At 68.6% G+C, this 21,483-nt stretch carries 21 protein-coding genes; 2 read left to right on the top strand and 19 right to left on the bottom strand.

From position 1 onward, the window contains the following. Positions 1-295 precede the first annotated feature (295 nt). The 12 genes from H4N64_RS17785 to H4N64_RS17730 form a co-directional block, all read right to left on the bottom strand. Positions 296-3,148, bottom strand: a complete 2,853-nt coding sequence (locus H4N64_RS17785; protein ID WP_186283325.1) for a DEAD/DEAH box helicase — start codon at positions 3,146-3,148, stop codon at positions 296-298. 40 nt (positions 3,149-3,188) lie between these two features. Further along, on the bottom strand, positions 3,189-4,079 hold the full coding sequence (locus H4N64_RS17780) for a diacylglycerol kinase (protein ID WP_186283324.1): 891 nt from the start codon (positions 4,077-4,079) through the stop codon (positions 3,189-3,191). A 31-nt stretch (positions 4,080-4,110) separates the two neighbouring features. Beyond that, positions 4,111-5,058 (bottom strand): twin-arginine translocase subunit TatC, encoded by a 948-nt coding sequence (gene tatC, locus H4N64_RS17775; RefSeq protein ID WP_186283323.1) that lies wholly within the window; start codon positions 5,056-5,058, stop codon positions 4,111-4,113. Between the two features lie 47 nt (positions 5,059-5,105). Beyond that, complete coding sequence (gene tatA / locus H4N64_RS17770; RefSeq protein ID WP_186283322.1) at positions 5,106-5,396, bottom strand: Sec-independent protein translocase subunit TatA; 291 nt, start codon at positions 5,394-5,396, stop codon at positions 5,106-5,108. Positions 5,397-5,658: 262 nt separating this feature from the next. Beyond that, positions 5,659-5,853, bottom strand: coding sequence for a hypothetical protein (locus tag H4N64_RS17765; RefSeq protein WP_186283321.1), 195 nt, complete (start codon positions 5,851-5,853; stop codon positions 5,659-5,661). A 10-nt stretch (positions 5,854-5,863) separates the two neighbouring features. Next, a complete protein-coding gene (locus H4N64_RS17760) occupies positions 5,864-6,097 on the bottom strand; it encodes a CpXC domain-containing protein (protein WP_418896273.1) in 234 nt (77 codons plus the stop codon). Between the two features lie 178 nt (positions 6,098-6,275). Continuing rightward, positions 6,276-7,283, bottom strand: a complete 1,008-nt coding sequence (locus H4N64_RS17755) for a WYL domain-containing protein (RefSeq protein WP_186283319.1) — start codon at positions 7,281-7,283, stop codon at positions 6,276-6,278. 19 nt (positions 7,284-7,302) lie between these two features. Then, complete coding sequence (locus H4N64_RS17750) at positions 7,303-8,256, bottom strand: helix-turn-helix transcriptional regulator (protein ID WP_186283318.1); 954 nt, start codon at positions 8,254-8,256, stop codon at positions 7,303-7,305. Between the two features lie 144 nt (positions 8,257-8,400). Next, positions 8,401-8,772 carry an FKBP-type peptidyl-prolyl cis-trans isomerase gene (locus H4N64_RS17745; protein ID WP_186283317.1) on the bottom strand — a complete coding sequence of 124 codons (372 nt, stop codon included), beginning with the start codon at positions 8,770-8,772 and terminating at the stop codon, positions 8,401-8,403. A gap of 61 nt (positions 8,773-8,833) precedes the next feature. Beyond that, positions 8,834-9,835, bottom strand: a complete 1,002-nt coding sequence (locus H4N64_RS17740) for an FKBP-type peptidyl-prolyl cis-trans isomerase (RefSeq protein WP_186283316.1) — start codon at positions 9,833-9,835, stop codon at positions 8,834-8,836. A 128-nt stretch (positions 9,836-9,963) separates the two neighbouring features. After that, positions 9,964-11,325, bottom strand: coding sequence for a Pup--protein ligase (gene pafA, locus H4N64_RS17735; protein WP_186283315.1), 1,362 nt, complete (start codon positions 11,323-11,325; stop codon positions 9,964-9,966). 9 nt (positions 11,326-11,334) lie between these two features. Further along, positions 11,335-12,594 (bottom strand): MFS transporter, encoded by a 1,260-nt coding sequence (locus H4N64_RS17730; protein ID WP_186283314.1) that lies wholly within the window; start codon positions 12,592-12,594, stop codon positions 11,335-11,337. A 106-nt stretch (positions 12,595-12,700) separates the two neighbouring features. On the opposite strand from H4N64_RS17730, the gene H4N64_RS17725 reads away from it, so the two are divergent. Further along, the gene (locus H4N64_RS17725; protein WP_186283313.1) at positions 12,701-13,717 is read left to right on the top strand and encodes a substrate-binding domain-containing protein; all 1,017 of its coding nucleotides are present in this window, start codon (positions 12,701-12,703) and stop codon (positions 13,715-13,717) included. A 58-nt stretch (positions 13,718-13,775) separates the two neighbouring features. On the opposite strand, the gene prcA is transcribed toward H4N64_RS17725, so the two are convergent. From prcA to arc, 6 genes are all read right to left on the bottom strand, one after another. Beyond that, positions 13,776-14,531, bottom strand: coding sequence for a proteasome subunit alpha (prcA, locus tag H4N64_RS17720; protein ID WP_186283312.1), 756 nt, complete (start codon positions 14,529-14,531; stop codon positions 13,776-13,778). 59 nt (positions 14,532-14,590) lie between these two features. Further along, positions 14,591-15,436 carry a proteasome subunit beta gene (prcB, locus tag H4N64_RS17715; protein WP_186283311.1) on the bottom strand — a complete coding sequence of 282 codons (846 nt, stop codon included), beginning with the start codon at positions 15,434-15,436 and terminating at the stop codon, positions 14,591-14,593. Then, positions 15,388-15,993, bottom strand: coding sequence for an endonuclease domain-containing protein (locus tag H4N64_RS17710; protein WP_186283310.1), 606 nt, complete (start codon positions 15,991-15,993; stop codon positions 15,388-15,390). The genes prcB and H4N64_RS17710 overlap by 49 nt, the downstream gene beginning before the upstream one ends. Before the next feature lie 49 nt (positions 15,994-16,042). Further along, a complete protein-coding gene (locus H4N64_RS17705; RefSeq protein WP_019757212.1) occupies positions 16,043-16,261 on the bottom strand; it encodes a ubiquitin-like protein Pup in 219 nt (72 codons plus the stop codon). 189 nt (positions 16,262-16,450) lie between these two features. After that, the gene (gene dop, locus H4N64_RS17700; RefSeq protein ID WP_418896272.1) at positions 16,451-17,962 is read right to left on the bottom strand and encodes a depupylase/deamidase Dop; all 1,512 of its coding nucleotides are present in this window, start codon (positions 17,960-17,962) and stop codon (positions 16,451-16,453) included. A 234-nt stretch (positions 17,963-18,196) separates the two neighbouring features. Then, on the bottom strand, positions 18,197-19,963 hold the full coding sequence (gene arc, locus H4N64_RS17695) for a proteasome ATPase (RefSeq protein WP_186283309.1): 1,767 nt from the start codon (positions 19,961-19,963) through the stop codon (positions 18,197-18,199). Between the two features lie 443 nt (positions 19,964-20,406). On the opposite strand from arc, the gene H4N64_RS17690 reads away from it, so the two are divergent. Further along, a complete protein-coding gene (locus tag H4N64_RS17690) occupies positions 20,407-20,709 on the top strand; it encodes a ferredoxin (RefSeq protein ID WP_186283308.1) in 303 nt (100 codons plus the stop codon). A 21-nt stretch (positions 20,710-20,730) separates the two neighbouring features. On the opposite strand, the gene H4N64_RS17685 is transcribed toward H4N64_RS17690, so the two are convergent. Continuing rightward, positions 20,731-21,309: a hypothetical protein gene (locus H4N64_RS17685; protein ID WP_186283307.1), complete on the bottom strand. Its 579-nt coding sequence runs from the start codon at positions 21,307-21,309 to the stop codon at positions 20,731-20,733. Positions 21,310-21,483: the final 174 nt, after the last annotated feature.

The raw sequence follows: 21,483 nt of genomic DNA, 5'->3' as shown, positions 1-21,483 counted from the left end.
ACGTTCTGCATCTTCGGGAGGTTTTTGAACAAACGCACGAATACGCCTCAACTCGGTGCGCTGCGGGCGAGCTTAGTCCGACCGGATCATCGCCGTGTCATATTCAGCAAGCACCTGAAATCACCCCCGAGGCAGGAGTACCCTCAACTCCATTTGCACGCTGGGGCATCACTCGCACACGGCCTGTCACGGCGTACGCGAGTGCGAAAACACTCACCGTGACGAGTGAAGAAACGGGTGCGGGGTCCCGCGTGAGCAACCACGCAGAACCCCGCACCCGCGATCGATCGAGGAATCAGCCCACCGACGAGTAGGCGACAACCCCCCGCAGCAGCCCGTCAACGGCCTTACGCGCGGCCTTCGCCACGGTCGACCCCTCGCCAGGAGCCGCGGCCGAGATCTGCCCCAGCACATCGATCACCTGCTTGCACCACCGCACGAAGTCACCCGCGGGCATCTCGGCCTCGCGCAGCACCTCGTCCAGCCCCTTGCCGCTGGCCCACATGTACGCGGCCCAGGCGAACCCGAGATCGGGCTCCCGCTGCCCGACACCCTCGGTCTGGCTGATCCGGAAGTCCTCCTCCAGGGCGTCCAGCCGCCCCCAGATCCTGACCATCTCACCGAGAGCGGCCTTGGCCTTGCCGGACGGCAGCTTCGGCGCCATCGCGTCGTCGCCGACCCGGGCCTCGTACACCAAAGCCGAGACGCACGCGGCGAGTTCGGCGGGGCCGAGCCCCTCCCAGACACCCGCCCGCAGGCACTCGCTGGCCAGCAGGTCGAGTTCGCCGTACAGCCGCGCGAGCCGCCTGCCGTGCTCGGTGACCTCGTCGCCGCGCAGATAGTCCAGCTCGGTCAGCAGCGCGACGATCCGGTCGAAGGTCCGCGCGATGGTGTTGGTGCGTCCCTCGATGCGCCGCTCCAACTGCGAGGTGTCCCGCAGCAGCCGGTGATAGCGCTCGGCCCAACGGGCGTGGTCCTCACGGTCGTTGCAGCCATGGCAGGGATGCGCGCGGATCGCGGTGCGCAGCCGGGCGATCTCCCGGTCGTCGGCGGCCTGCGACCGCTTCTTCCGGGCCCGCTCCGACGGAATGTGTCCGGCCTTGGTGCGCAGCGCGGAAGCGAGGTCACGGCGGGACTGCGGGGAGCGCGGGTTGAAGGACTTCGGGATCCGCATCCGCTCCAGCGCCTCGACCGGCACCGGGAAGTCCATCGACGCCAGCCGCTTGACCTGCCGCTCGGCGGTGAGCACCAGCGGCCGGGGCCCGTCGTGGTGCTCGAAGCCCCGGTGGCCGTTGGACCGTCCGGCGGGCAGCCCCGGATCCAGCACCAGCGCGAGGCCGGCGTACTTGCCGGTCGGGACATGGATGACATCGCCCGGCTTGAGCTTCTCCAGCGCGACCGCGGCCTCGGCACGCCTCTGGGCCGCGCCCTGCCGGGCCAGCTCGGTCTCCCGGTCCTTCAGCTCCCGCCGCAGCTGCGCGTACTCGTCGAAGTCGCCGAGGTGGCAGGTCATGGAGGCCTTGTAGCCTTCCAGGCCCTCTTCGTTGCGCTGCACCTGCCGGGAGATCCCGACGACCGACTTGTCGGCCTGGAACTGCGCGAACGACGTCTCCAGCAGCTCACGCGAGCGATGCCGCCCGAACTGCTCGACGAGGTTGACCGCCATGTTGTACGACGGCTTGAAGCTGGAGCGCAGCGGATACGTACGCGTGCCGGCGAGACCCGCGAGATGCTCGGGGCTCATCCCCCGCTGCCACAGCACGACCGCGTGACCCTCGACGTCGATGCCGCGCCGCCCCGCGCGCCCGGTGAGCTGGGTGTACTCGCCCGGCGTGATGTCGGCGTGCTGCTCGCCGTTCCACTTGACGAGCTTCTCCAGCACCACCGAGCGGGCGGGCATGTTGATGCCGAGCGCGAGTGTCTCGGTGGCGAAGACGGCCTTCACCAGACCGCGCACGAACAGCTCCTCCACGACCTCCTTGAAGGTCGGCAGCATGCCCGCGTGGTGGGCGGCGATACCGCGCTCCAGGCCCTCCAGCCACTCGTAGTAGCCGAGTACATGCAGATCCTCGGTCGGGATGGACGCCGTGCGCTCCTCGACGAGGGCACGCACCTTCTCCCGCGCCTCCTCGTCGTTGAGTCGGAGTCCGGCATACAGGCACTGCTGTACGGCGGCCTCACAGGCGGCGCGGCTGAAGATGAAGGTGATGGCGGGCAGCAGGCCCTCGGCGTCGAGGCGTTCGATGACCTCGGGCCGGCCCGGTGTCCACACGCGCGAGCGCTGTCTGCGCTCCCGCTCCCGGTCGGCCTCCCGCATGGCGCGCCCGCGTCTGCGGTCCTGGTACGGCGGCCGGGTCGCCTCCATGCGCGCCAGCCGCGTCAGATCGGGGTTGACGGCCTTCTTGTGGCCCTCGCCCTCCTCGAACAGGTCGTACATCCGCCGTCCGGCCAGCACATGCTGGAACAGCGGGACGGGGCGGTGCTCGGAGACGATCACCTCGGTGTCACCGCGGACGGTGTCCAGCCAGTCGCCGAACTCCTCGGCGTTGGACACGGTCGCCGACAGGGACACCAGGGTCACCGACTCGGGGAGGTGGATGATCACCTCTTCCCATACGGCACCCCGGAAGCGGTCGGAGAGGTAGTGCACCTCGTCCATGACCACATGGCCGAGGCCGATGAGGGTCTGCGAGCCCGCGTACAGCATGTTCCTCAGCACCTCGGTGGTCATCACGACCACGGGGGCGCCGGAGTTGACGCTGTTGTCGCCGGTGAGCAGGCCGACCTTGTCCGCGCCGTAGCGACGGCACAGGTCGGCGTACTTCTGGTTCGACAGCGCCTTGATGGGTGTCGTGTAGAAGCACTTCTTGCCCTGTTGCAGGGCGAGGTGGACGGCGAACTCGCCCACGATCGTCTTGCCGGAACCGGTGGGGGCGGCCACCAGCACGCCCTTCCCCGCTTCGAGTGCCTGGCAGGCCTCGATCTGGAAGGGGTCGAGGCCGAAGTCGTACATCTCGCGGAAGGAGGCGAGCGCGGTGGCCTGCTCGGCAGCCCGCACACGGGCAGCCGCATACCGCTCGGCCGGTGAGAGGTCCTCTGTCATCGTGCTTTCGAGCGTACCGGGCCGCACTGACAACAGGACGATCATTATCCGGATCCGGGTTCCGTAAACCCGGGATCCGCGCAGCTCACGGCCCTACGACCCGCACGGCGCCGGGTATGCAGCGCGCGGTCAGCGGCAGCGGGCCGAGCGGCTCGCCGTCGGCGTACCCGGTGATGTTCTCGGCGGCGATCTCGACCCGCGCGGCCCGGACGACGGTGACCTTGGGGTGGTCGACGTGGCCGCCCCGGTAGACGCTCGGGAACACCCTCAGCAGGGTGGCGCGGGAGCAGTCCCCGACGATCGTGATGTCGAACAGCCCGTCGGTGAGGTCGGCGCCGGGACAGATCCGCATCCCGCCGCCGTACGACGATCCGTTCCCGACGGCGATCAGCGTGGCCTCGATCTCGCGGACCTCGCCTCCGTCGAGCGTGATCCGGTACGGGAAGGGCCGGAAGGAGGCCAGCTCGGCGAGCATGGCGAGGTCGTACTTCAGGCGGCCGGTGGGCAGGCGCATCCGGTTGCCGCGGTCGTTGACGCGGGAGTCGAAGCCGGAGGCGAGGACGGTGCCGAACCAGCGGTCGCCGACCTGTCCGAGGTCGATGTCGCGCAGCCGGGCGCCCTTGAGCGCCTCGGCGATCAGCCGGCCCGCTGCGGCCGGGTCCCGTACGGGCAGGCCGAGGGCGCGGGCGAAGTCGTTGCCGGTGCCGACCGCGACCAGACCGAGCGGGATGCGGGTCCCGGCGACGGCCTGGAGCGCGAGGTTCGCCATGCCGTCACCGCCGACCGCGACCAGCGCCCCGGTCCCGTCCGCGACGGCGGCACGCGCGCGTGCGAGGGCGTCTTCGGCGTGCTCCCCGATGACCGTCCGCACGGTGAATCCGGCCGCCCGAAACGCGGAAGCGGCCGGCTGCGCAGCGGATGCGCCCCGGCCGCGGCCCGCGGTGGGATTGACGAGGAGAGTGATCTCGCTGCTCACGGGTCAGACCCTATGAGCTGCCCCGCGATCTTCAGGTCACGTCGTCATAACCGTTGACCCGGTCCGGGCCCGCCTGCTCGGGCAGCGCCCGGCTGGCGGAGACGGTCTCGACCTCGCCGATCTCCTCGGGGGTGAGGTCGAGGTCGGAGGCCTCGTCGTCGGCGGGGCCCAGCGCGTCGCGGCGGCGCCTGCGGCGGTCGTTGAGGAGCGAGACGAAGGTCGCGGCGAAGTACAGGATCCAGATGGGTCCGGCGAGCGCCAGCATGGTCAGCGGGTCGGTGCTCGGGGTCGCGAGGGCCGCGAACACGGTGATGCCCATGATCATGCCGCGCCACCAGCCGAGCATGCGCTTGCCGGTGATCGCGCCGCTGAAGTTGAGCATGACCAGCAGCAGCGGCAGTTCGAAGGAGAGACCGAAGACGATCACCATGCGGGTGACGAGGTCGAGCAGATCGTCCAGGGGCAGGAGGTTGTCGACGCCGAACGGCGTGAACTCGATCAGCACCTTCGCGGTGGTGGGCAGCACCTTGTACGCGAAGAGGGCGCCCAGGAGGAAGAGCGGAAAGCCCGTGGCGACGAACGCGTAGGCGTACTTCTTCTCGTGCCTGTGCAGGCCCGGGGCGACGAAGGCCCACAGCTGATACAGCCAGATCGGCGAGGCGAGGACGACACCGGCCATCAGCGACACCTTCAGCGCCAGCGTGAAGGGGGTGAGCAGACCGTTGATGGTGATCTGCGCACACGTCTTCTCGGTGGTGGTGTTCGCCAGTTGCTCGAAGCTCTCCTTGCAGCCGACCGACTTGAGGATCGGCTCTGTGAAGAAGCTGATGATGTCCATGTAGAAGAAGGCGGCGACGATCGTCACGGCGACGATGGCCAGCAGCGCCTTCGCGAGCCGGTTGCGGAGCTCACGAAGGTGTTCCGCGAGGGGCATCCGCCCCTCGGGATCCTTCTCCTTGTTGCGGGCAGGCTTCAGCAACCCACGTTCCCATCTCGTGCGGCGGGCCGGAGGTCACCGGCCCTGCGTCAGCGCTTGGTCGTGTCCGTCGGCTCGTTCACCGGGCGCGAGCTCGTCACGTCGCCGGGGGCCGCCTGGATGGTGCGCTGAGCCGGGGGCTGCTGGTCGTCGTGCGGCGGGGCGGACGCAGCGGACGCGTTGTCCTGGCCGTCGGACTTCATCGCCTTCGCTTCGCTCTTGAGGATGCGGGCGGACTTGCCGAGCGACCGAGCCATGTCCGGAAGCTTCTTCGCGCCGAACAGCAGGATGATGACGACGAGGATGAGAATGATCTCGGGGGCTCCGAGCCTTCCGAACATAAGTCTTTACCTTCTCACCGAGGCGGCTTTGGGTGGGGTGCTGTCCGACCGGTCGGACACATGTCCGAACGATCGTGTTGGCAGCGATCGTAACGCTCAGGGGTGAACGTGAGGCAATCCCCGTGCGTACTCCCGGTCCGCGGTCCGGGCCTCGTTCTCCGGGCCGCGACCAGCAGCGTACCTGGCACCGGCGGCAAGTTGACAGGGCGAAGTGGCCCAAAACGCATGCGGCGCGGGACTCACACCTGGTTCTCAGCCGGACTCACAGGGAGTCCACAGCCCGGGCCGTGCTCACGGCCGCCCGTTCCAGGTCCTCCGCCGCCCTGTTGATGCGCCGCGCCGAGTCCGAGACCTGCCTGCCGAGGCGCTGCGCCTCCAGGAAGACCCGCACCGCGAGCACACCGAGAACGGCGAGACCCAGGAAACCCACAGCGATCGCGAACATCGGCCAGAACATGACGCCGAGCCTAGAGGGTGGAGTGCAGCCGCAGGGTACGGACCCCGCCACCGGTGAGCAGCTCGACGATCCGCTCACCGGCCGGCTTGCGCACGGACGCGCCGCACTCCGGGCAGGTGAAGGAGTAGAAGGTGGTACGGCTCGTGGCGCCGATGGCCAGCCGCAGAGCGCTCGCGGCGAGCTCGAACCGCCCCCGGCAGTCCGGACAGCCCGCCTTGAACACCACGGGGGCCACGCTCCTCATCCCGGCGAACGCGGACGCCACGGACACACCGGACAACACGGAATCACTCAAGCCGTCCTCCCCTTCTTATTGGTCGCTCGCCTCCGGGGCGCTCCGTGCCGGTGTCGAGAGCGCGACCGGGCTCAGCCCTTCGGGCCTGCGCGCACTCACGCTCTCGACACCGGCGCGCCCCTCCGGCTCACTCCCGGATGCCGTTTCCCTGCGCGTCCTGCGCTTCGATCCCGTCGTAGGCCGCCAGCGCCTCCCGGGCCGCCTGGCGGGCGCTCTCGGCCAGCTCGGGCGGCGCGACGATGCGGCCGTCGCGGCCGAGCCGGAGCGCGAGGCGTCTGAGCGACGTCGGGTCGGGCGTGCGCAGAGAGATACGCAGCCCGCCGTCCGGCAGCTCATCCGCACTGTCGTGCGGGTAGTACTCGGCGACCCAGCGCCCGCCCGGGCCGACCTCGACGACGACCTCCGGGTCCTCGGCGGCGGGCTGCACGAGCCCCTCCGAGAGGTCCCGCAGCTCGATCTCGGGCGGCGCGGACGGCTCGTCGAGGATCTTGATCTCGGCGACCCGGTCGAGCCGGAAGGTGCGGCGCGCCTCGGAGCGGCGGCACCAGGCCTCCACATAGGTGTGTCCGACGCTGACCAGGCGGATCGGGTCGATCTCGCGCTCGGTGACCTCGTCGCGGGCCGGGGAGTAGTAGCGGATCCACAGCCGGCGGCGCTCGGAGATCGCCCGGTCGACGTCGGCGAAGACACCGCCCTCGGACTCGAAGGTCACCGAAAGACGGGCGCTGGCCCCCGCCGCCTCACCGGCCGCGGCCTCCACCTTGGCGGTGGCCCGCAGCAGCGCCTGCCGGTCGCCCTCGCGCAGACCGGGCAGCGTGGACACCGCGCGGGCGGCGACCAGCAGGGCCGTCGCCTCGTCGGAGGCGAGCCGCAGCGGCTCGGCGACATCATCGGGGTTGTGCCACCAGATGCGCTCACCGTCGGTGTCGATGTCCAGCAGATCGCCGCCGCGGAAGCTGGTGCCGCACATGGGCAGCACATCGAGGTCCGAGACCAGCTCGTCCTCGGTGATGCCGAAGGCGCGCGCGACGTCCTCGACCCGGGCGCCGGGGCGCTCCCTGAGATAGGTCACCAGGGAGAGCATCCGCCGGGTCTGGTCGATGGCGTTCACGGGCCTGACCGGTTTGCCTGCCACTGTCTTCGTCCGCTCCCCCTCAGCCCTTGGCCACGGCACGCAGCCGGTCCATCACATCGGCCCGCAGCTCGGCGGGCTCCAGCACGACCACGTCCGGCCCGAACTCCACCAGCCAGGCGTCCAGGCCGTGCCCGTACGGAATCTCCAACTCGTCCCAGCCGTCCCCGAGTTCCCGTACCCAGGTGGCTTTCGCCCGCAAGGGGTACCCGGCGCCGGAGCGCAGCCGGATCAGCGCGGATCGGTCGGCGGTCTCCCCCGCCCAACCGGCGACGGTCTCCCGCACGGTGACGACATCCGGCACAGGAGCGGTGAACTTGCCGCCGCGCGAGCGCACTTTGCCGGTGATCCGGGAGAGCCGGAAGACCCGCTCGGCGCCCCGGTCGCGGTCCCAGCCCGCCAGGTACCAGTGGCCGCGCCAGCACTCCAGCGCCCAGGGCTCCACATGCCGGGGCTCGGGGCGGGCGGCGGTGGCCTTGCGGTAGTCGAAGGCGACCGGGCGGCGGTCACGGCAGGCCAGCATCAGCGGCTCGAAGGCGGCCTCGTGCACGGGGATCCGCGGCTCCAGCGCGCCATGGGCCTCGTAGGGATCGACGTCCTCGGGCATACCCGCCGCGCGCAGCTTCTGCAGGGCGCCGCTGGCCGCGCCCGCGAGGCGGGCCTGCTGCCACACCTTGGCGGCGAGACCGAGGGCGGCGGCCTCTTCGGCATCGAGGGTGACGGGCGGCAGCCGGTTGCTGTCCCGGCGGGCCAGATAGCCGACCTCGCCGTCCAGGCTCTCCACGGTCTCGATGACCAGACCGAGCTCACGCAGATCGTCCTTGTCCCGCTCGAACATGCGGTTGAAGGAGTCGTCGCTCCCGGCTTCCAGATAGGCCTCGATGGACTCACGCAGCTCGCGCTTGCTCAGCGGCCGCCGCGTCCCGAGCAGACACAGCGCCAGATTCATGAGCCGCTCGGCCTTGGCAATGGCCATCGATGCCCTTCGCCTTCCCTATGGTCCTTAGACCGATGACCGTACCGCTCCCAGGTGGCGCGGCAAAAGCCGAGGACCCATGCCCGGACAGGCATGGGCCCCAGGTGATCGGGTCCGGTCGTACGACGATCAGACCCCGGGTGATCAGACCCCGAGGAGGTCGACCACGAAGATCAGGGTCTCGCCCGGCTTGATCGCCGGCGTCGGGCTCTGGTTGCCGTAGGCGAGGTGCGCCGGGATGGTCAGCTGACGGCGGCCGCCGACCTTCATGCCCTGCACGCCCTGGTCCCAGCCCTTGATGACGCGGCCGGCGCCCAGCGGGAAGCGGAACGGAGTACCGCGGTTCCAGCTGGCGTCGAACTCCTCGCCGGTGCTGAAGGCGACACCGACGTAGTGCACGGTGACCGTCTGGCCCGCCTGGGCCACCTCGCCGTCGCCCTCCCAGATGTCCTTGATCTCCAGGTCCGTCGGCGGCTCGCCACCCGGGAAGTCGATCTCCGGCTTGTCGATGCTCACGTGTTCAGCTCCATGCTTGTTGTGTAAAGGCAACGGTCACAGTCTTACATCCCCGACGGGGTCACATCTTCGCCAGGATGTCGACCGAGAAGACCAGCGTGGAGTCCTTCTTGATGCCGCTGCCCTGCGGCGGGTTGTCGCCGTAACCGAGGTCCGGCGGGATGACGATGAGGACGCGGCTTCCGACCTTCTTGCCGGTCAGACCCTGCGCCCAGCCCTTGACGACCTGCTGGAGCGAGAACGAGGCGAGCTGCTTGTTGGTGTAGGTGGCGTCGAACTCCTTGCCGCCGTCCCACAGCACGCCCTTGTACTGCACCAGCACGCTGTCCTCGGCGCCGACCTCGTCGCCGTCGCCCTCCAGGACGTAGTTCGCCACCAGCTTGGTCGGCGCGTCGGAGTCCGGGATCTCGATGGAGGGCGCCTTGCCGTCGGTGTTGGTGCCGACCTTGGGCAGGTCCACATTGTCCTGGGCGACCTCGGTGCCCTTGGCGGAGCTCTTGGTGTTGAAGGTGCCCTGCACATCCACCACGAACACCAGAGTGTCGGTGCCCTTGATGCCCGCCTGGCTGTTGCCCTGCTTGCCGTAGCCCCAGGTCGGGGGGACGGCCATCTGGACACGGCTGCCGACCTTCTTGCCGGCCAGGGCGTAGCGCCAGCCGTCGATGATGCTGCCCTGGGCGAGCTGGATGACCAGCGGGGTCTTACGGTCGTAGGAGTTGTCGAACACCTTCGCCGTGGCCCAGACCTGGCCGAGATAGTGGGCCTGGACGTAGTCGTTCTCCGCGACGGTCTGGCCGTTGCCCGCGATCACCGTCTTCACGGCGAGGTCCTTCGACGGGTCGCCGCTGCCCTTGGCGACGGTCGGCTTCTCGTCGAACTCGGTCCCCGCGGTGATCGCCGGCAGCGGGCCGTCCACGATCTTCGGAGACGGCGCGGCCGAAGTCTCAGGGGCCGAGGGCGACGCGCTGTCGGTCGCCTCGCTCGATCCGGAATCCTCGTCCCCGCACGCGGCGAGCGTGACGAGTCCTGCGGGTACGGCAATGAGTAGTGAGCGTCGGCGCACGGTGGGGGCCTCGTTATCGGTCGATCTTGTAGATGGCGTGCGCGCAACTCTACGGCGTGAGAAGGGCGCCGTACGGGAAACGTACGGCGCCCGTGTTGCGTTCCGGCGCCTCGGCCGAAGCGCGTTGCTCACATACCGGCGATCAGTTTCTCCACCCGGTCGTCCACGGAACGGAACGGGTCCTTGCACAACACCGTACGCTGGGCTTGGTCGTTGAGCTTGAGGTGGACCCAGTCGACGGTGAAGTCCCGGCGCTGTTCCTGGGCCCTGCGGATGAAGTCGCCGCGCAGCCGGGCCCGAGTGGTCTGCGGCGGAACGGACTTGCCTTCGAAGATCTTCAAGTCGTTGCAGATCCGGGCTGCTTGACCCTTCTTCTCCAGCAGGTAGTACAGGCCACGACGACGGTGGATGTCGTGGTAGGCGAGGTCTATCTGCGCGACCCGCGGATGCGACATGGTCATGTTGTTCTTGGCGCGGTAGCGCTCGATGAGCTTGTACTTCATGACCCAGTCGATCTCGGTGCCGATGCGGTCGAGGTCCTCGGACTCGATCGCGTCCAGCGTGCGGCCCCACAGCTCCAGCACCTGCTCGACGGTGCCGGTGCGGATCCCGCGACGCTCGCAGAAGTCCACCGCCTTCTCGTAGTACTCCCGCTGCACCTCCAGCGCGGAGGCCTCCCGGCCACTGGCCAGACGCACCTTGCGCCGGCCCGTGATGTCATGGCTGACCTCGCGGATCGCCCGGATCGGGTTCTCCAGGGTCAGATCCCGCATCACCGTGCCCGCCTCGATCATGCGCAGCACCAGGTCGGTGGCGCCGACCTTGAGCAGCATGGTCGTCTCGGACATGTTCGAGTCGCCCACGATGACATGCAGCCGGCGGTAGCGCTCGGCGTCCGCGTGCGGTTCGTCGCGGGTGTTGATGATGGGCCGGGAGCGGGTCGTCGCCGAGGAGACGCCCTCCCAGATGTGCTCGGCGCGCTGGCTCACGCAGTAGACGGCCCCGCGCGGGGTCTGCAGCACCTTGCCCGCACCGCACAGCAGCTGGCGCGTGACCAGGAACGGAATGAGGATGTCCGCGAGCCGGGAGAACTCCCCGTGCCGGGCGACGAGATAGTTCTCGTGGCAGCCGTAGGAGTTGCCCGCCGAGTCGGTGTTGTTCTTGAAGAGGTAGACGTCGCCCGCGATTCCTTCCTCGTGCAGGCGTCGTTCGGCGTCTACCAGTAGCCCTTCCAGAATGCGTTCGCCGGCCTTGTCGTGGGTGACCAGTTCGATCACGTTGTCACATTCGGGTGTCGCGTATTCCGGATGTGAGCCCACGTCGAGATAGAGGCGGGCACCGTTCCGCAGAAAGACATTGCTGCTGCGGCCCCATGACACGACACGGCGGAAGAGGTACCGCGCCACCTCGTCAGGCGACAGACGGCGCTGTCCCCTGAACGTGCACGTGACGCCGTACTCGTTCTCCAGCCCGAAAATGCGGCGGTCCATGACTGAACATTACGCCCGATCCCCTGTGCTGAAACGAGGTTCGACGGCACGGTTTGGATCATTTTCCGATGAAGCCGCAACGACCGCTGTCTGCCCGGACGCTGCGAGGACCCGCCTCGTGGCCAGCAGAACCAGCAGCGAGACGCCTCCCGCGGCGCCCGGAACGGCGAAGCCCCACAGGGCCCCACCGGCCTCGACGACCGGGCCGGTCAGCCCCGTTCCGACCGACGCGCCGACGGTGAACGTCGTCACAAGCCAGGAGAAAGCCTCGGTGACCGTCCCGCGGGGAGCATGCCGGTCGACGAGCACAAACGCACAAGCGATACAGGGCGCCAGGAACACACCCGACAGCACCGTCAGCAGCACCATGGCGACCGCGCCCGGCATCAGCATCAGCGGCAGGTAACACACCGCCAGAAGGGCCACCAGAACCGTCAGTCGCCGCCCGGGCTCGCCCGCCCACTGCCGCGCCCCGTACACGGTGCCGCCGAGCAGCGCACCCAGACCGAGCGCCGCCATCAGCCAGCCGTACACCGCGTCACCGCCGTGGTCGTCCGCGTACGGCACGGAAGCGACCGTGATGGAGCCCAGCGCGATACCCACGAACAGGAACGCACCCAGCAGCGCCAGCAGTCCGGGCGAGCGCAGCGCGCCCAACCAGTGCGCCTCACGCGGCGCCGAACGCCACGCGCGCGAGGGCGGCGAGACGACCACGGACAGCGCGCCGAGGACACCTATGACGTTCAGCACGAGCAGCGCCGCCTGCGCCGACCACAGCGCGGTGCACAGCGTCACCAGCAACGGCCCGACGGTGAACATGACTTCCTGCGCCACGGCGTCCATGGCGTACGCCGTGTGCACCTGTTCCTCCTTGCGCAGGACCGAGGGCCACAGCGCCCGCAGACCGCCCTCCAAAGGCGGCGTGAACAGACCGGCGGCGGCGACGGCCGCATAAGCGAGCGGCAGCGTCCCGGTCCCCGCGAAGGCGAACACGGCCATCGCGAGCGCGGACACGATCGCCGACGGCAACTGCACCCGCGGCTGCCCGTGCAGATCGACCAGCCGGCCCAGCAGCGGCTGTCCTACGGCGTTCGCGACGCCGTAGACCGCCGCCAACGCCCCGGCGAGGCTGTACGTGCCGCCCTCGGCGCGGACGAACAGCACGATCGCGATGGCGGCGGTGGCGTTCGGCAGCCGGCCCACCAGCGTGCCGACGAGCAGCCGCGCGGCGTGCCTCGCCCTGAGGATCTCCAGGTATCCCGCGGCCATGTTCGCCCACTCCTCGCCGTGACGCATGAGGTTTTACGTATAACGCCCTCCGTCATACGTACCATGTGCGCTGTTCACACGTCCAGACGAAAGCGCAGGGCCCACGGTGGCACGAGGCAGCACTCGCCCAACGAGCCGTGACGTCGCCCAGGCCGCGGGCGTCTCCCAGGCCGCGGTCTCCCTCGTGCTCGGCGACAAATGGCGCGGCCGGGTCTCCGAGGCCACCGCCGAGCGAGTACGCGAGGCCGCCCGCGAACTCGGCTACCGGCCCAACCTCACCGCCCGCAACCTCCGGCTCGGCCGCACCCGCACCGTCCTGCTCGTCGTCCCCGCCCTCACCACCGAGTTCTTCGCCGGCGTCTACACCGGCGCCGCCCGCGTCGCCGCCACCCACGGCTTCGGCGTCGTCCTCTACCCCTCCCCCGAGGGCATCGGACCCGCCCGCGACCCCTTCGCCTCCGCCCAGGCCGCCCTCGACGGCGTCATCGCCTCCTCCATGGCCGCCGACGCCCTCACCGCCATCCGCGGCGACCAGCTGCCCCTGGTGATGCTCGACAGCGACCCGACCGGCAGCCTCGGCGCGGCAACCGTCAACCTCGACATCGCCGACGGCGTACGGCAGATCGCCGAGCACCTGCTGACCCTCGGACACCGCCGCTTCCTCCACCTGGCCGCAGACGTGGCCTCCTGGACCTTCGAGGTCCGCGCCCGCGAACTGCACGCACGCGTGGCCGCCGTCCCCGGCACCACACTCACCACCGCACGCGCACCGATCTCCATCGAAGTCGCCCAGCACGCCGCCGAAGCCGCCCTCTCCGCACCCGGCCCCCGCCCCACCGCCCTGATCTGCGACGACGACAAACTCGCCGCCGGCGCCTACAAGGCCGCCCGCCGCCTCGGCCTGCGCATCCCCGAGGACCTCTCCGTCACCGGCCTCGACGACCTCGCCCTCGCCACCGCCATCGACCCGGAGCTGACCACCGTCCGCCTGGACGCCGAGCTCTTCGGAGAACGCGGCATGCAAGCCCTGCTGGCCGTCCTGGAGGGCCGAACACCCGAAGCAGGCGATATCCCCGTCGAACTGGTCGTACGGGGCTCCACGGCGCCACCCAGCGCCTCCTGAACGCCCTGTGCCCCGGCCGAAACATCGGCCGGGGCACAGCAGGGTGAGGTGGGTCGGACTACTCCTCGTCGGCGCCCTCGGCGCCCTCCGCGCTCTCGGCCTCGGTGGCCGCGCCATCGGCCTCCAGCAGCCGGGCGAGCTGACGGCCGACAATGCGCTTGAACTTGCGCTGCTGCGGACGCGTACGGTCCAGCACCGCGACCTCCAGACGCTCGGCGGGGATCTCCCGCTGCGAGCCGTTGGACTCACGGGACAGAGCCTGCACGGCCAGCTTCAGCGCCTCGGCCAGCGTCATGCCGTCCCGGTGGCGCTGATCCAGATAGTTGCTGATCAGCTCGGCGTTGCCGCCGACCGCCACCGAGCCGTGCTCATCGACGATCGAACCGTCGTGCGGCAACCGGTAGATCTGGTCGCCCTCCGGCGTCTCACCGACCTCGGCGACCACCAGCTCCACCTCGTACGGCTTCTCCGCCGCACTGGAGAAAATCGTGCCCAGCGTCTGGGCGTAGACGTTGGCCAGACCGCGAGCGGTCACATCGTCCCGGTCATAGGTGTAACCGCGCAGGTCGGCGTAGCGCACACCGCCGATACGGAGGTTCTCGTACTCGTTGTACTTACCGGCGGCCGCGAAACCGATCCGGTCATAGATCTCGCTGAACTTGTGCAGCGCGCGGGACGGGTTCTCGCCGACGAACACGATGCCGTCGGCGTACTGCAGCACGACCAGGCTGCGACCGCGGGCAATGCCCTTGCGGGCGTACTCCGCCCGGTCGGCCATGGCCTGCTGGGGGGAGACATAGAACGGCGTCGACACCGGTTATCCGTCCCTTTCTGTGGAAGTCACTGGATCACCTTGCAAGAGGGGGACGCCGACTACAGCAGCGCGGCCCGCGGGCCGTCGGGCTGCTCCAGCCGCCGCTCCAGGATCGAACGGGCGACCTCGGAGGACTCCTCCTCGGTGAGCCGGCGGAAGCCGTCCTCGGTGATCACGGTGACGATCGGGTAGATCCGGCGGGCGACATCGGGACCACCGGTCGCCGAGTCGTCGTCTGCCGCGTCGTACAGCGCCTGCACCACCAGCGTCGTGGCCTCGGCCTCGCTCAGGTCACCACGGAAAAGCTTCTTCATGGCACCGCGCGCGAAGATCGAACCGGAGCCGGTGGCGGCGTAGCCCTGCTCCTCGGAACGGCCGCCGGTGACGTCGTAGGAGAAGATGCGGCCCTTGTCGCGGTCCACGTCGAAGCCGGCGAAGAGCGGCACGACGGCCAAGCCCTGCATCGCCATGCCCAGGTTGGACCGGATCATGGTCGACAGCCGGTTCGCCTTGCCCTCCAGGGAGAGCTGAGCGCCCTCGACCTTCTCGAAATGCTCCAGCTCAAGCTGGAACAGCTTCACCATCTCCACGGCGAGACCAGCCGTACCGGCGATACCCACGGCCGAGTACTCGTCGGCGGGGAAGACCTTCTCGATGTCACGCTGCGCGATGACATTCCCCATGGTCGCCCGCCGGTCACCGGCCAGCACGACACCACCGGGAAACGTCACGGCGACGATCGTGGTCCCATGCGGAGCCTCGATCACCCCCTGCACGGGCGGCAGTTGACGCTTCCCGGGCAGCAGCTCCGGCTGATGCTCGGAGAGAAAGTCCATGAAGGAGGAGGACCCAGGCGTCAGGAAGGCAGCTGGTAGACGCCCGGTGCTACGAGTGTTGGCTTCCACGCGATTCCTTCCACGTAAGCAGCAGCCCGCCTTATGACGTCGGGCCGATCCTTGAACTGCCCCAGTGCGGCATTGCAGCTGAAGCACAGTACGCCACGGACCCTACCCGTCTCATGGCAGTGATCCACATGCTCGGGCACAGACGCCAAACATATGCAGCAGACGCCTCCTTGGGAGGCAACCAACTCGTCGCGCTCGGCTTCGGTGATGCCGTATTGGCGCTTCAGGTGGCCTTGCCGACCCTGGATCGCCCGGCACGCCTTGCAGCGTGTGGACAGACCGTCGGACGCGGTTGCATTGCGATGCCACTCGCTGTGCGGCTTGACCTCACCACATGTCCGACAGAGCTTGTGCCCGGCCGGGACCTCTGCTTTCTCCCGAACCGACTTGCCCATAGCCTCCCGGCGCCGCCGGTAGTGCGCAGCGCTGTACTCCGCCACGCACTCCCGGCAGTGCACCTGGAGGCCATCTCGCCGATTCTTGTCCCGCGCGAATGCAGCAAGCGGCAGATCTCGCTGACACTTTCTGCACTGCTTCGCGTTCGCTTCGTCAACCACCTCGAACCCCCGCCACTTTCAATTCGAAGGCAAAGTGGCCAAACGACCTCTACTGTCCGCCTTTTTGCACGAAGCTCCGCACGAAATCCTCGGCATTTTCCTCTAGTACGTCATCGATCTCATCCAGCACCGAGTCCACGTCGTCGCTCAGCTTCTCCTGTCGCTCCTTGAGGTCCTCGGAAGCCTGCGTCTCCGCCGCCTGCTCCTCGACCTCCTCGGTGGAGCGTGTGGCCTTCTGCTGTCCGCCGCCGGTGTCCTTGGTTGCCATAACCCTCACCCCGCTCAGTTCGCCCGACATGGTCGCCAGGTCGGCATTCCTGCCGATCGGTGATGATCAGACCCTACAAGCCCGGTCTGACATCGGCCCCGCACTTTCCTCAACGTGCGGGGGCCACCTCGATGATTCCCGGACAGTGGGTTTTCCACCCTGTCCGGCCCCCTGGTCCCGGGTACCCGCTCAGCCGCCGGACAGGACCCTGACCAGGTCCTCCGCCGTGCGACAGCGGTCCAGGAGCTCCTTGACGTGATTACGCGTTCCGCGAAGCGGTTCGAGGGTTGGAACGCGCTGGAGGGAGTCCCGGCCCGGCAGATCGAAGATCACCGAGTCCCAGGAGGCCGCCGCGACATCGTCGGCGTACTGCTCCAGGCACCGGCCGCGGAAGTACGCGCGTGTGTCCTCCGGCGGCTTCGTACGCGCCCTGTCGACGTCGGCCTCGTCCAGAAGCCGCCTGATCCGCCCGCGGGCCACGAGACGGTTGTACAGGCCCTTCTCGGCGCGTACGTCGGCGTACTGGAGGTCGAGGAGGTGGAGCTTCGCGGCGTCCCATTCGAGGCTGTCGCGGCGCCGGTAGCCCTCCATGAGCTCGCGCTTGGCGACCCAGTCCAGTTCGCCGGCCAGGCTCATGGGGTCGTTCTCCAGGCGGTTGAGGGTGTCCTCCCACCTGGTCAGGATGTCCTTGGTCTGTTCGTCGGCGTCGGCGCCGAAGCGTTCCTCGACGTACTTGCGGGACAGCTCGTAGTACTCCATCTGGAGCTGGACCGCGGTGAGTGTCCGGCCGCTGCGGAGCGTGACCAGGCGCTTGAGGGTCGGGTCGTGGGAGACCTGGTGCAAGGTCCGTACGGGCTGGTCGACTGCCAGGTCCACCGCGATGAAGCCGTCCTCGATCATGGACAGCACCAGGGCTGTGGTGCCGAGCTTCAGATAGGTGGAGATCTCGGAGAGGTTCGCGTCCCCGATGATCACGTGGAGTCGGCGGTACTTCTCGGCGTCGGCGTGCGGCTCGTCGCGGGTGTTGATGATGGGGCGCTTGAGGGTGGTCTCCAGGCCTACCTCGACCTCGAAGTAGTCCGCGCGCTGGCTGAGCTGGAAGCCGTGTTCGTGTCCGTCCTGGCCGATGCCGACGCGGCCCGCTCCGGCGAAGACCTGGCGGGAGACGAAGAAGGGCGTGAGGTGGCGCACGATGTCCGAGAAGGGGGTCTCCCGCTTCATCAGGTAGTTCTCGTGCGTGCCGTAGGAGGCGCCCTTGTTGTCGGTGTTGTTCTTGTAGAGGTGGATCGGCTGGGCGCCGGGGAGCTGGGCGGCGCGTTCGGCGGCCTCGGCCATGATCCGCTCGCCGGCCTTGTCCCAGAGCACGGCGTCGCGCGGGTTGGTGACCTCGGGGGCGCTGTATTCGGGGTGGGCGTGGTCGACGTAGAGTCGCGCGCCGTTGGTGAGGATGACGTTGGCCAGGCCGATGTCCTCGTCGGTGAGCTGGCTGGCGTCGGCGGCCTCGCGTGCGAGGTCGAAGCCTCGCGCGTCGCGCAGCGGGTTCTCCTCCTCGAAGTCCCAGCGGGCCCGGCGGGCCCGGTGCATCGCCGCCGCGTAGGCGTTGACGATCTGGGATGAGGTGAGCATGGCATTGGCGTTGGGGTGACCGGGGACGGAGATCCCGTACTCCGTCTCGATGCCCATTACTCGCCGTACGGTCATGCGGCCCTCCTTGCCCGGCGGCGCCCTCGGTCGGGGGCGCTGCTCAAGTACCGCTGGCGCTCCGGTGCGTGTGCGGTGCCCGTCCCCGCACTGCGCGACTCGGCGGTACGGAAGAGCCTAGAACGCCTTTGCGCTGGTGGGGAGATCATTTGCGTCATTGCCTCGCTCCGGTCATCGCCGCAAAAACAGTCGGCTGCGGGTACCCGCCGAAGGCACCCGCAGCCGCCCTGTCTTTTACAGGTACTGACCGGTGTTCGCCACGGTGTCGATGGAGCGTCCGGTGTCCGCGCCCTGCTTTCCGGTGATCAGGGTGCGGATGTAGACGATCCGCTCGCCCTTCTTTCCGGAGATCCGGGCCCAGTCGTCCGGGTTGGTGGTGTTGGGCAGGTCCTCGTTCTCCTTGAACTCGTCCACGCATGCCTGGAGGAGGTGGGAGACGCGCAGGCCCTTCTGGTTGTGCTCCAGGAAGTCCTTGATCGCCATTTTCTTGGCGCGCCCGACGATGTTCTCGATCATGGCGCCTGAGTTGAAGTCCTTGAAATAGAGGACTTCCTTGTCTCCGTTGGCGTAGGTGACTTCCAGGAAGCGGTTTTCCTCGGATTCGGCGTACATCTGTTCCACGGCGGTCTGGATCATGCCCTGGACCGTGGAGCCCTTGTCGCCGCCGTGTTCCCCGACGTCCTCGGGGTGCAGCGGCAGGCGCTCGGTGAGGTACTTGCCGAAGATGTCCTTGGCGGCCTCGGCGTCGGGACGCTCGATCTTGATCTTCACGTCGAGACGGCCGGGGCGCAGGATGGCGGGGTCGATCATGTCCTCGCGGTTGGAGGCGCCGATCACGACCACGTTCTGCAGGCCTTCCACGCCGTCGATCTCGGCGAGGAGCTGGGGGACGATGGTGTTCTCCACGTCCGAGCTGACGCCGGAGCCGCGGGTGCGGAAGAGGGATTCCATCTCGTCGAAGAAGACGATGACGGGGGTGCCCTCGCTGGCCTTCTCACGGGCACGCTGGAAGACGAGGCGGATCTGCCGCTCGGTCTCGCCGACGTACTTGTTGAGCAGCTCGGGGCCCTTGATGTTGAGGAAGAAGCTCTTGCCGGCGGCTTGGCCGGTGACTTCGGCGACCTTTTTGGCCAGCGAGTTGGCGACGGCCTTGGCGATGAGCGTCTTGCCGCATCCGGGAGGTCCGTAGAGCAGGACGCCCTTGGGCGGGCGCAGTTCGTGCTCCTTGAACAGGTCCGGGTAGAGGTACGGCAGCTCGACCGCGTCGCGGATCATCTCGATCTGGTTGCCCAGACCGCCGATCTGCTCGTAGCCGATGTCGGGGACCTCTTCGAGGACGAGTTCCTCTACTTCGCTCTTGGGGACGATCTCGTAGACGTAGCCGGAGCGGGGTTCGAGCAGGAGGGCGTCGCCGGGGCGGATGGTGACGTCCAGCAGCGGCTCGGCGAGCCGCACCACCCGCTCCTCGTCGGTGTGCCCGAGCACCAGGGCGCGCTCGCCGTCCTCAAGGATCTCCTTGAGGGTGACGATGTCCCCGACGCGCTCGAACTCCATGGCCTCGACCACGTTGAGCGCTTCGTTGAGCATGACTTCCTGGCCGCGGCGCAGGTCGTCGAGTTCGACGCTTGGGCTGACGTTCACCCGGAGTTTGCGTCCTCCGGTGAAGATGTCGGCGGTGCCGTCCTCGTTCGCCTGCAGGAAGACACCGAAGCCGGCCGGTGGCTGTGCGAGCCGGTCGACCTCTTCCTTGAGGGCCACGATCTGGTCGCGGGCCTCACGGAGCGTGTTGGCGAGTCGCTCGTTCTGGGCGGACACGCCGGCCAGGTTGGTCTGCAGCTCGACGATCCGCTCTTCGAGAATCCTCGTGTGTCGCGGAGAGTCGGCGAGCTTACGTCGCAGGACGGCGATCTCCTGCTCAAGGTAGGCGATCTGCCCGGCAGGGTCTTCGGACCCTCGTCCCGGGCGGATGCCGCGGTTCATGTCGTCGTCGTGGGCTGCCACGGTCCTCACCTCCTCCAAGGGGAGCTGGACGCTTCCAGACCCTACCTGGGTGGGTGTCGATTGAAACCCCTAGATCACAAAGACTGTCAAGGTGTGTCGTCGGCCACACCCGGACCCGTTCTTACGCCGTGTTGGTACCCACTCAACGTCTCTCGGAAGCGGCCTGTTCCAGGCCGGAGTGGTCAAACACCGTCATGTTTGGCCGGAGTTGCGGCCTGCGGGGCACGGCGGAGTGGCTGCCGAACCAGTCGCAGCAGCATATGCCGGGGTCGAATCCGGGTGATGTGTGCCGTGACACACCGTGTCCGTGCGGGCGGGCTGGGTCACCGTCGGGCCGGAGTCGCCGGGGGCGGGCCGGAGGTAGGGTCGAGGCGTTCAACAGCCGTCGGGGCAGGCCCGTCTCGTAGGAGGCCGGGACGGTCGGCGCGGAAACGGTAGGAGAGATGGACGTGGAGCAGGAGGCCGGGGTCGGTGGGGCGCTGGAGGTCTGGATCGATCAGGATCTCTGTACCGGCGACGGCATCTGTGCCCAGTACGCGCCCGAGGTGTTCGAGTTGGACATCGACGGGCTCGCCTATGTGAAGAGCCCGGACGACGAGCTTCTCCAGGACAAGGGCGCCACGACACCCGTACCGCTGACGCTGCTCACGGATGTCGTGGACTCGGCCAAGGAGTGTCCCGGTGAGTGCATCCATGTGCGCCGGGTCGCGGACCGGGTCGAGGTGTACGGGCCCGACGCGCAGTGACGCCCCGCGCGCGGAGCGTCGTCAGACGCTCTGGGCGCCGGCGGGTGTGGAGCGCAGGAATGCTCCGTCCTTCCACTGCCACTTCGCGTGGTCGGTGACGTCGGGGCAGCAACTGGGTACGTCGGCCTTCGAGTAGCCGAGCAGGGTCGCCACGACCGCTCCGTCCTGTACGGCGAACTCGCTGACGGTCTGGCGGTCCTTGGGGTCGACGAGGGTCGCCACGACGCGGGGTTGTTCGGTGTCGGCGCCGCGGGTGAGGACGTACACGCCGTCCGGTGGGGTGCCCATGGGGGCGTCGCAGTGCACGACGGCGACCGTCTCGGGGCGGCCGTCGCCGTCGAGGTCCCCTGACGCCTTCTTGACCACGATCGCCTTCACCGGGCCGCATTCGAGCGGGAAGTCGACGCCTTCGGGCTCGGGTGCCGCGACGACTGCCGGTGCGGTCTTGGATTCGGGTCCCGAGCCCTGGGCGGCGTTGGCCGCGTCCGGCTGGAGGACCGAGGAGAGCGCCACGACGCCGGCCACGGCGGTGGCGGTCGCGACCCAGTGGATGGGACGGGTGTGCGTGTGTGCCAGTTCCGGGACGGCGGAGTGCTGCACTAGGAGTGTCTCCCGTGAGGGCTGTGCCGGTGGGGGTGCCAGGCATGGTGCCACACGTCACACCCTGGGGGAACGGCGGGGTGTGCAGTTCCGGTGTCGAAGTGATTGTCAGGTGGCGTGCCGTCAGCACAACGGCGTCGCGGTCGAGTTCCCGGTGGTCCAGGGGAACTCGAC

The sequence above is a fragment of the Streptomyces cupreus genome, from assembly GCF_014257025.1.
Taxonomy (GTDB): Bacteria; Actinomycetota; Actinomycetes; order Streptomycetales; family Streptomycetaceae; genus Streptomyces; species Streptomyces cupreus.
Note: the sequence above shows the minus strand (reverse complement) of the source record. Positions and strands in the feature narration are given on the sequence as shown.

Excerpts from the sequence above, each read along its gene's own strand:
- H4N64_RS17785 (WP_186283325.1), bottom strand. The coding sequence starts at position 3,148 with ATGATCGTCCTGTTGTCAGTGCGGCCCGGTACGCTCGAAAGCACGATG.
- tatA (WP_186283322.1), bottom strand. The coding sequence starts at position 5,396 with ATGTTCGGAAGGCTCGGAGCCCCCGAGATCATTCTCATCCTCGTCGTC.
- H4N64_RS17765 (WP_186283321.1), bottom strand. The coding sequence starts at position 5,853 with ATGTTCTGGCCGATGTTCGCGATCGCTGTGGGTTTCCTGGGTCTCGCC.
- H4N64_RS17760 (WP_418896273.1), bottom strand. The coding sequence starts at position 6,097 with ATGAGGAGCGTGGCCCCCGTGGTGTTCAAGGCGGGCTGTCCGGACTGC.
- H4N64_RS17750 (WP_186283318.1), bottom strand. The coding sequence starts at position 8,256 with ATGGCCATTGCCAAGGCCGAGCGGCTCATGAATCTGGCGCTGTGTCTG.
- pafA (WP_186283315.1), bottom strand. The coding sequence starts at position 11,325 with ATGGACCGCCGCATTTTCGGGCTGGAGAACGAGTACGGCGTCACGTGC.
- H4N64_RS17730 (WP_186283314.1), bottom strand. The coding sequence starts at position 12,594 with ATGGCCGCGGGATACCTGGAGATCCTCAGGGCGAGGCACGCCGCGCGG.
- H4N64_RS17705 (WP_019757212.1), bottom strand. The coding sequence starts at position 16,261 with ATGGCAACCAAGGACACCGGCGGCGGACAGCAGAAGGCCACACGCTCC.
- dop (WP_418896272.1), bottom strand. The coding sequence starts at position 17,962 with ATGACCGTACGGCGAGTAATGGGCATCGAGACGGAGTACGGGATCTCC.
- H4N64_RS17690 (WP_186283308.1), top strand. The coding sequence starts at position 20,407 with ATGGACGTGGAGCAGGAGGCCGGGGTCGGTGGGGCGCTGGAGGTCTGG.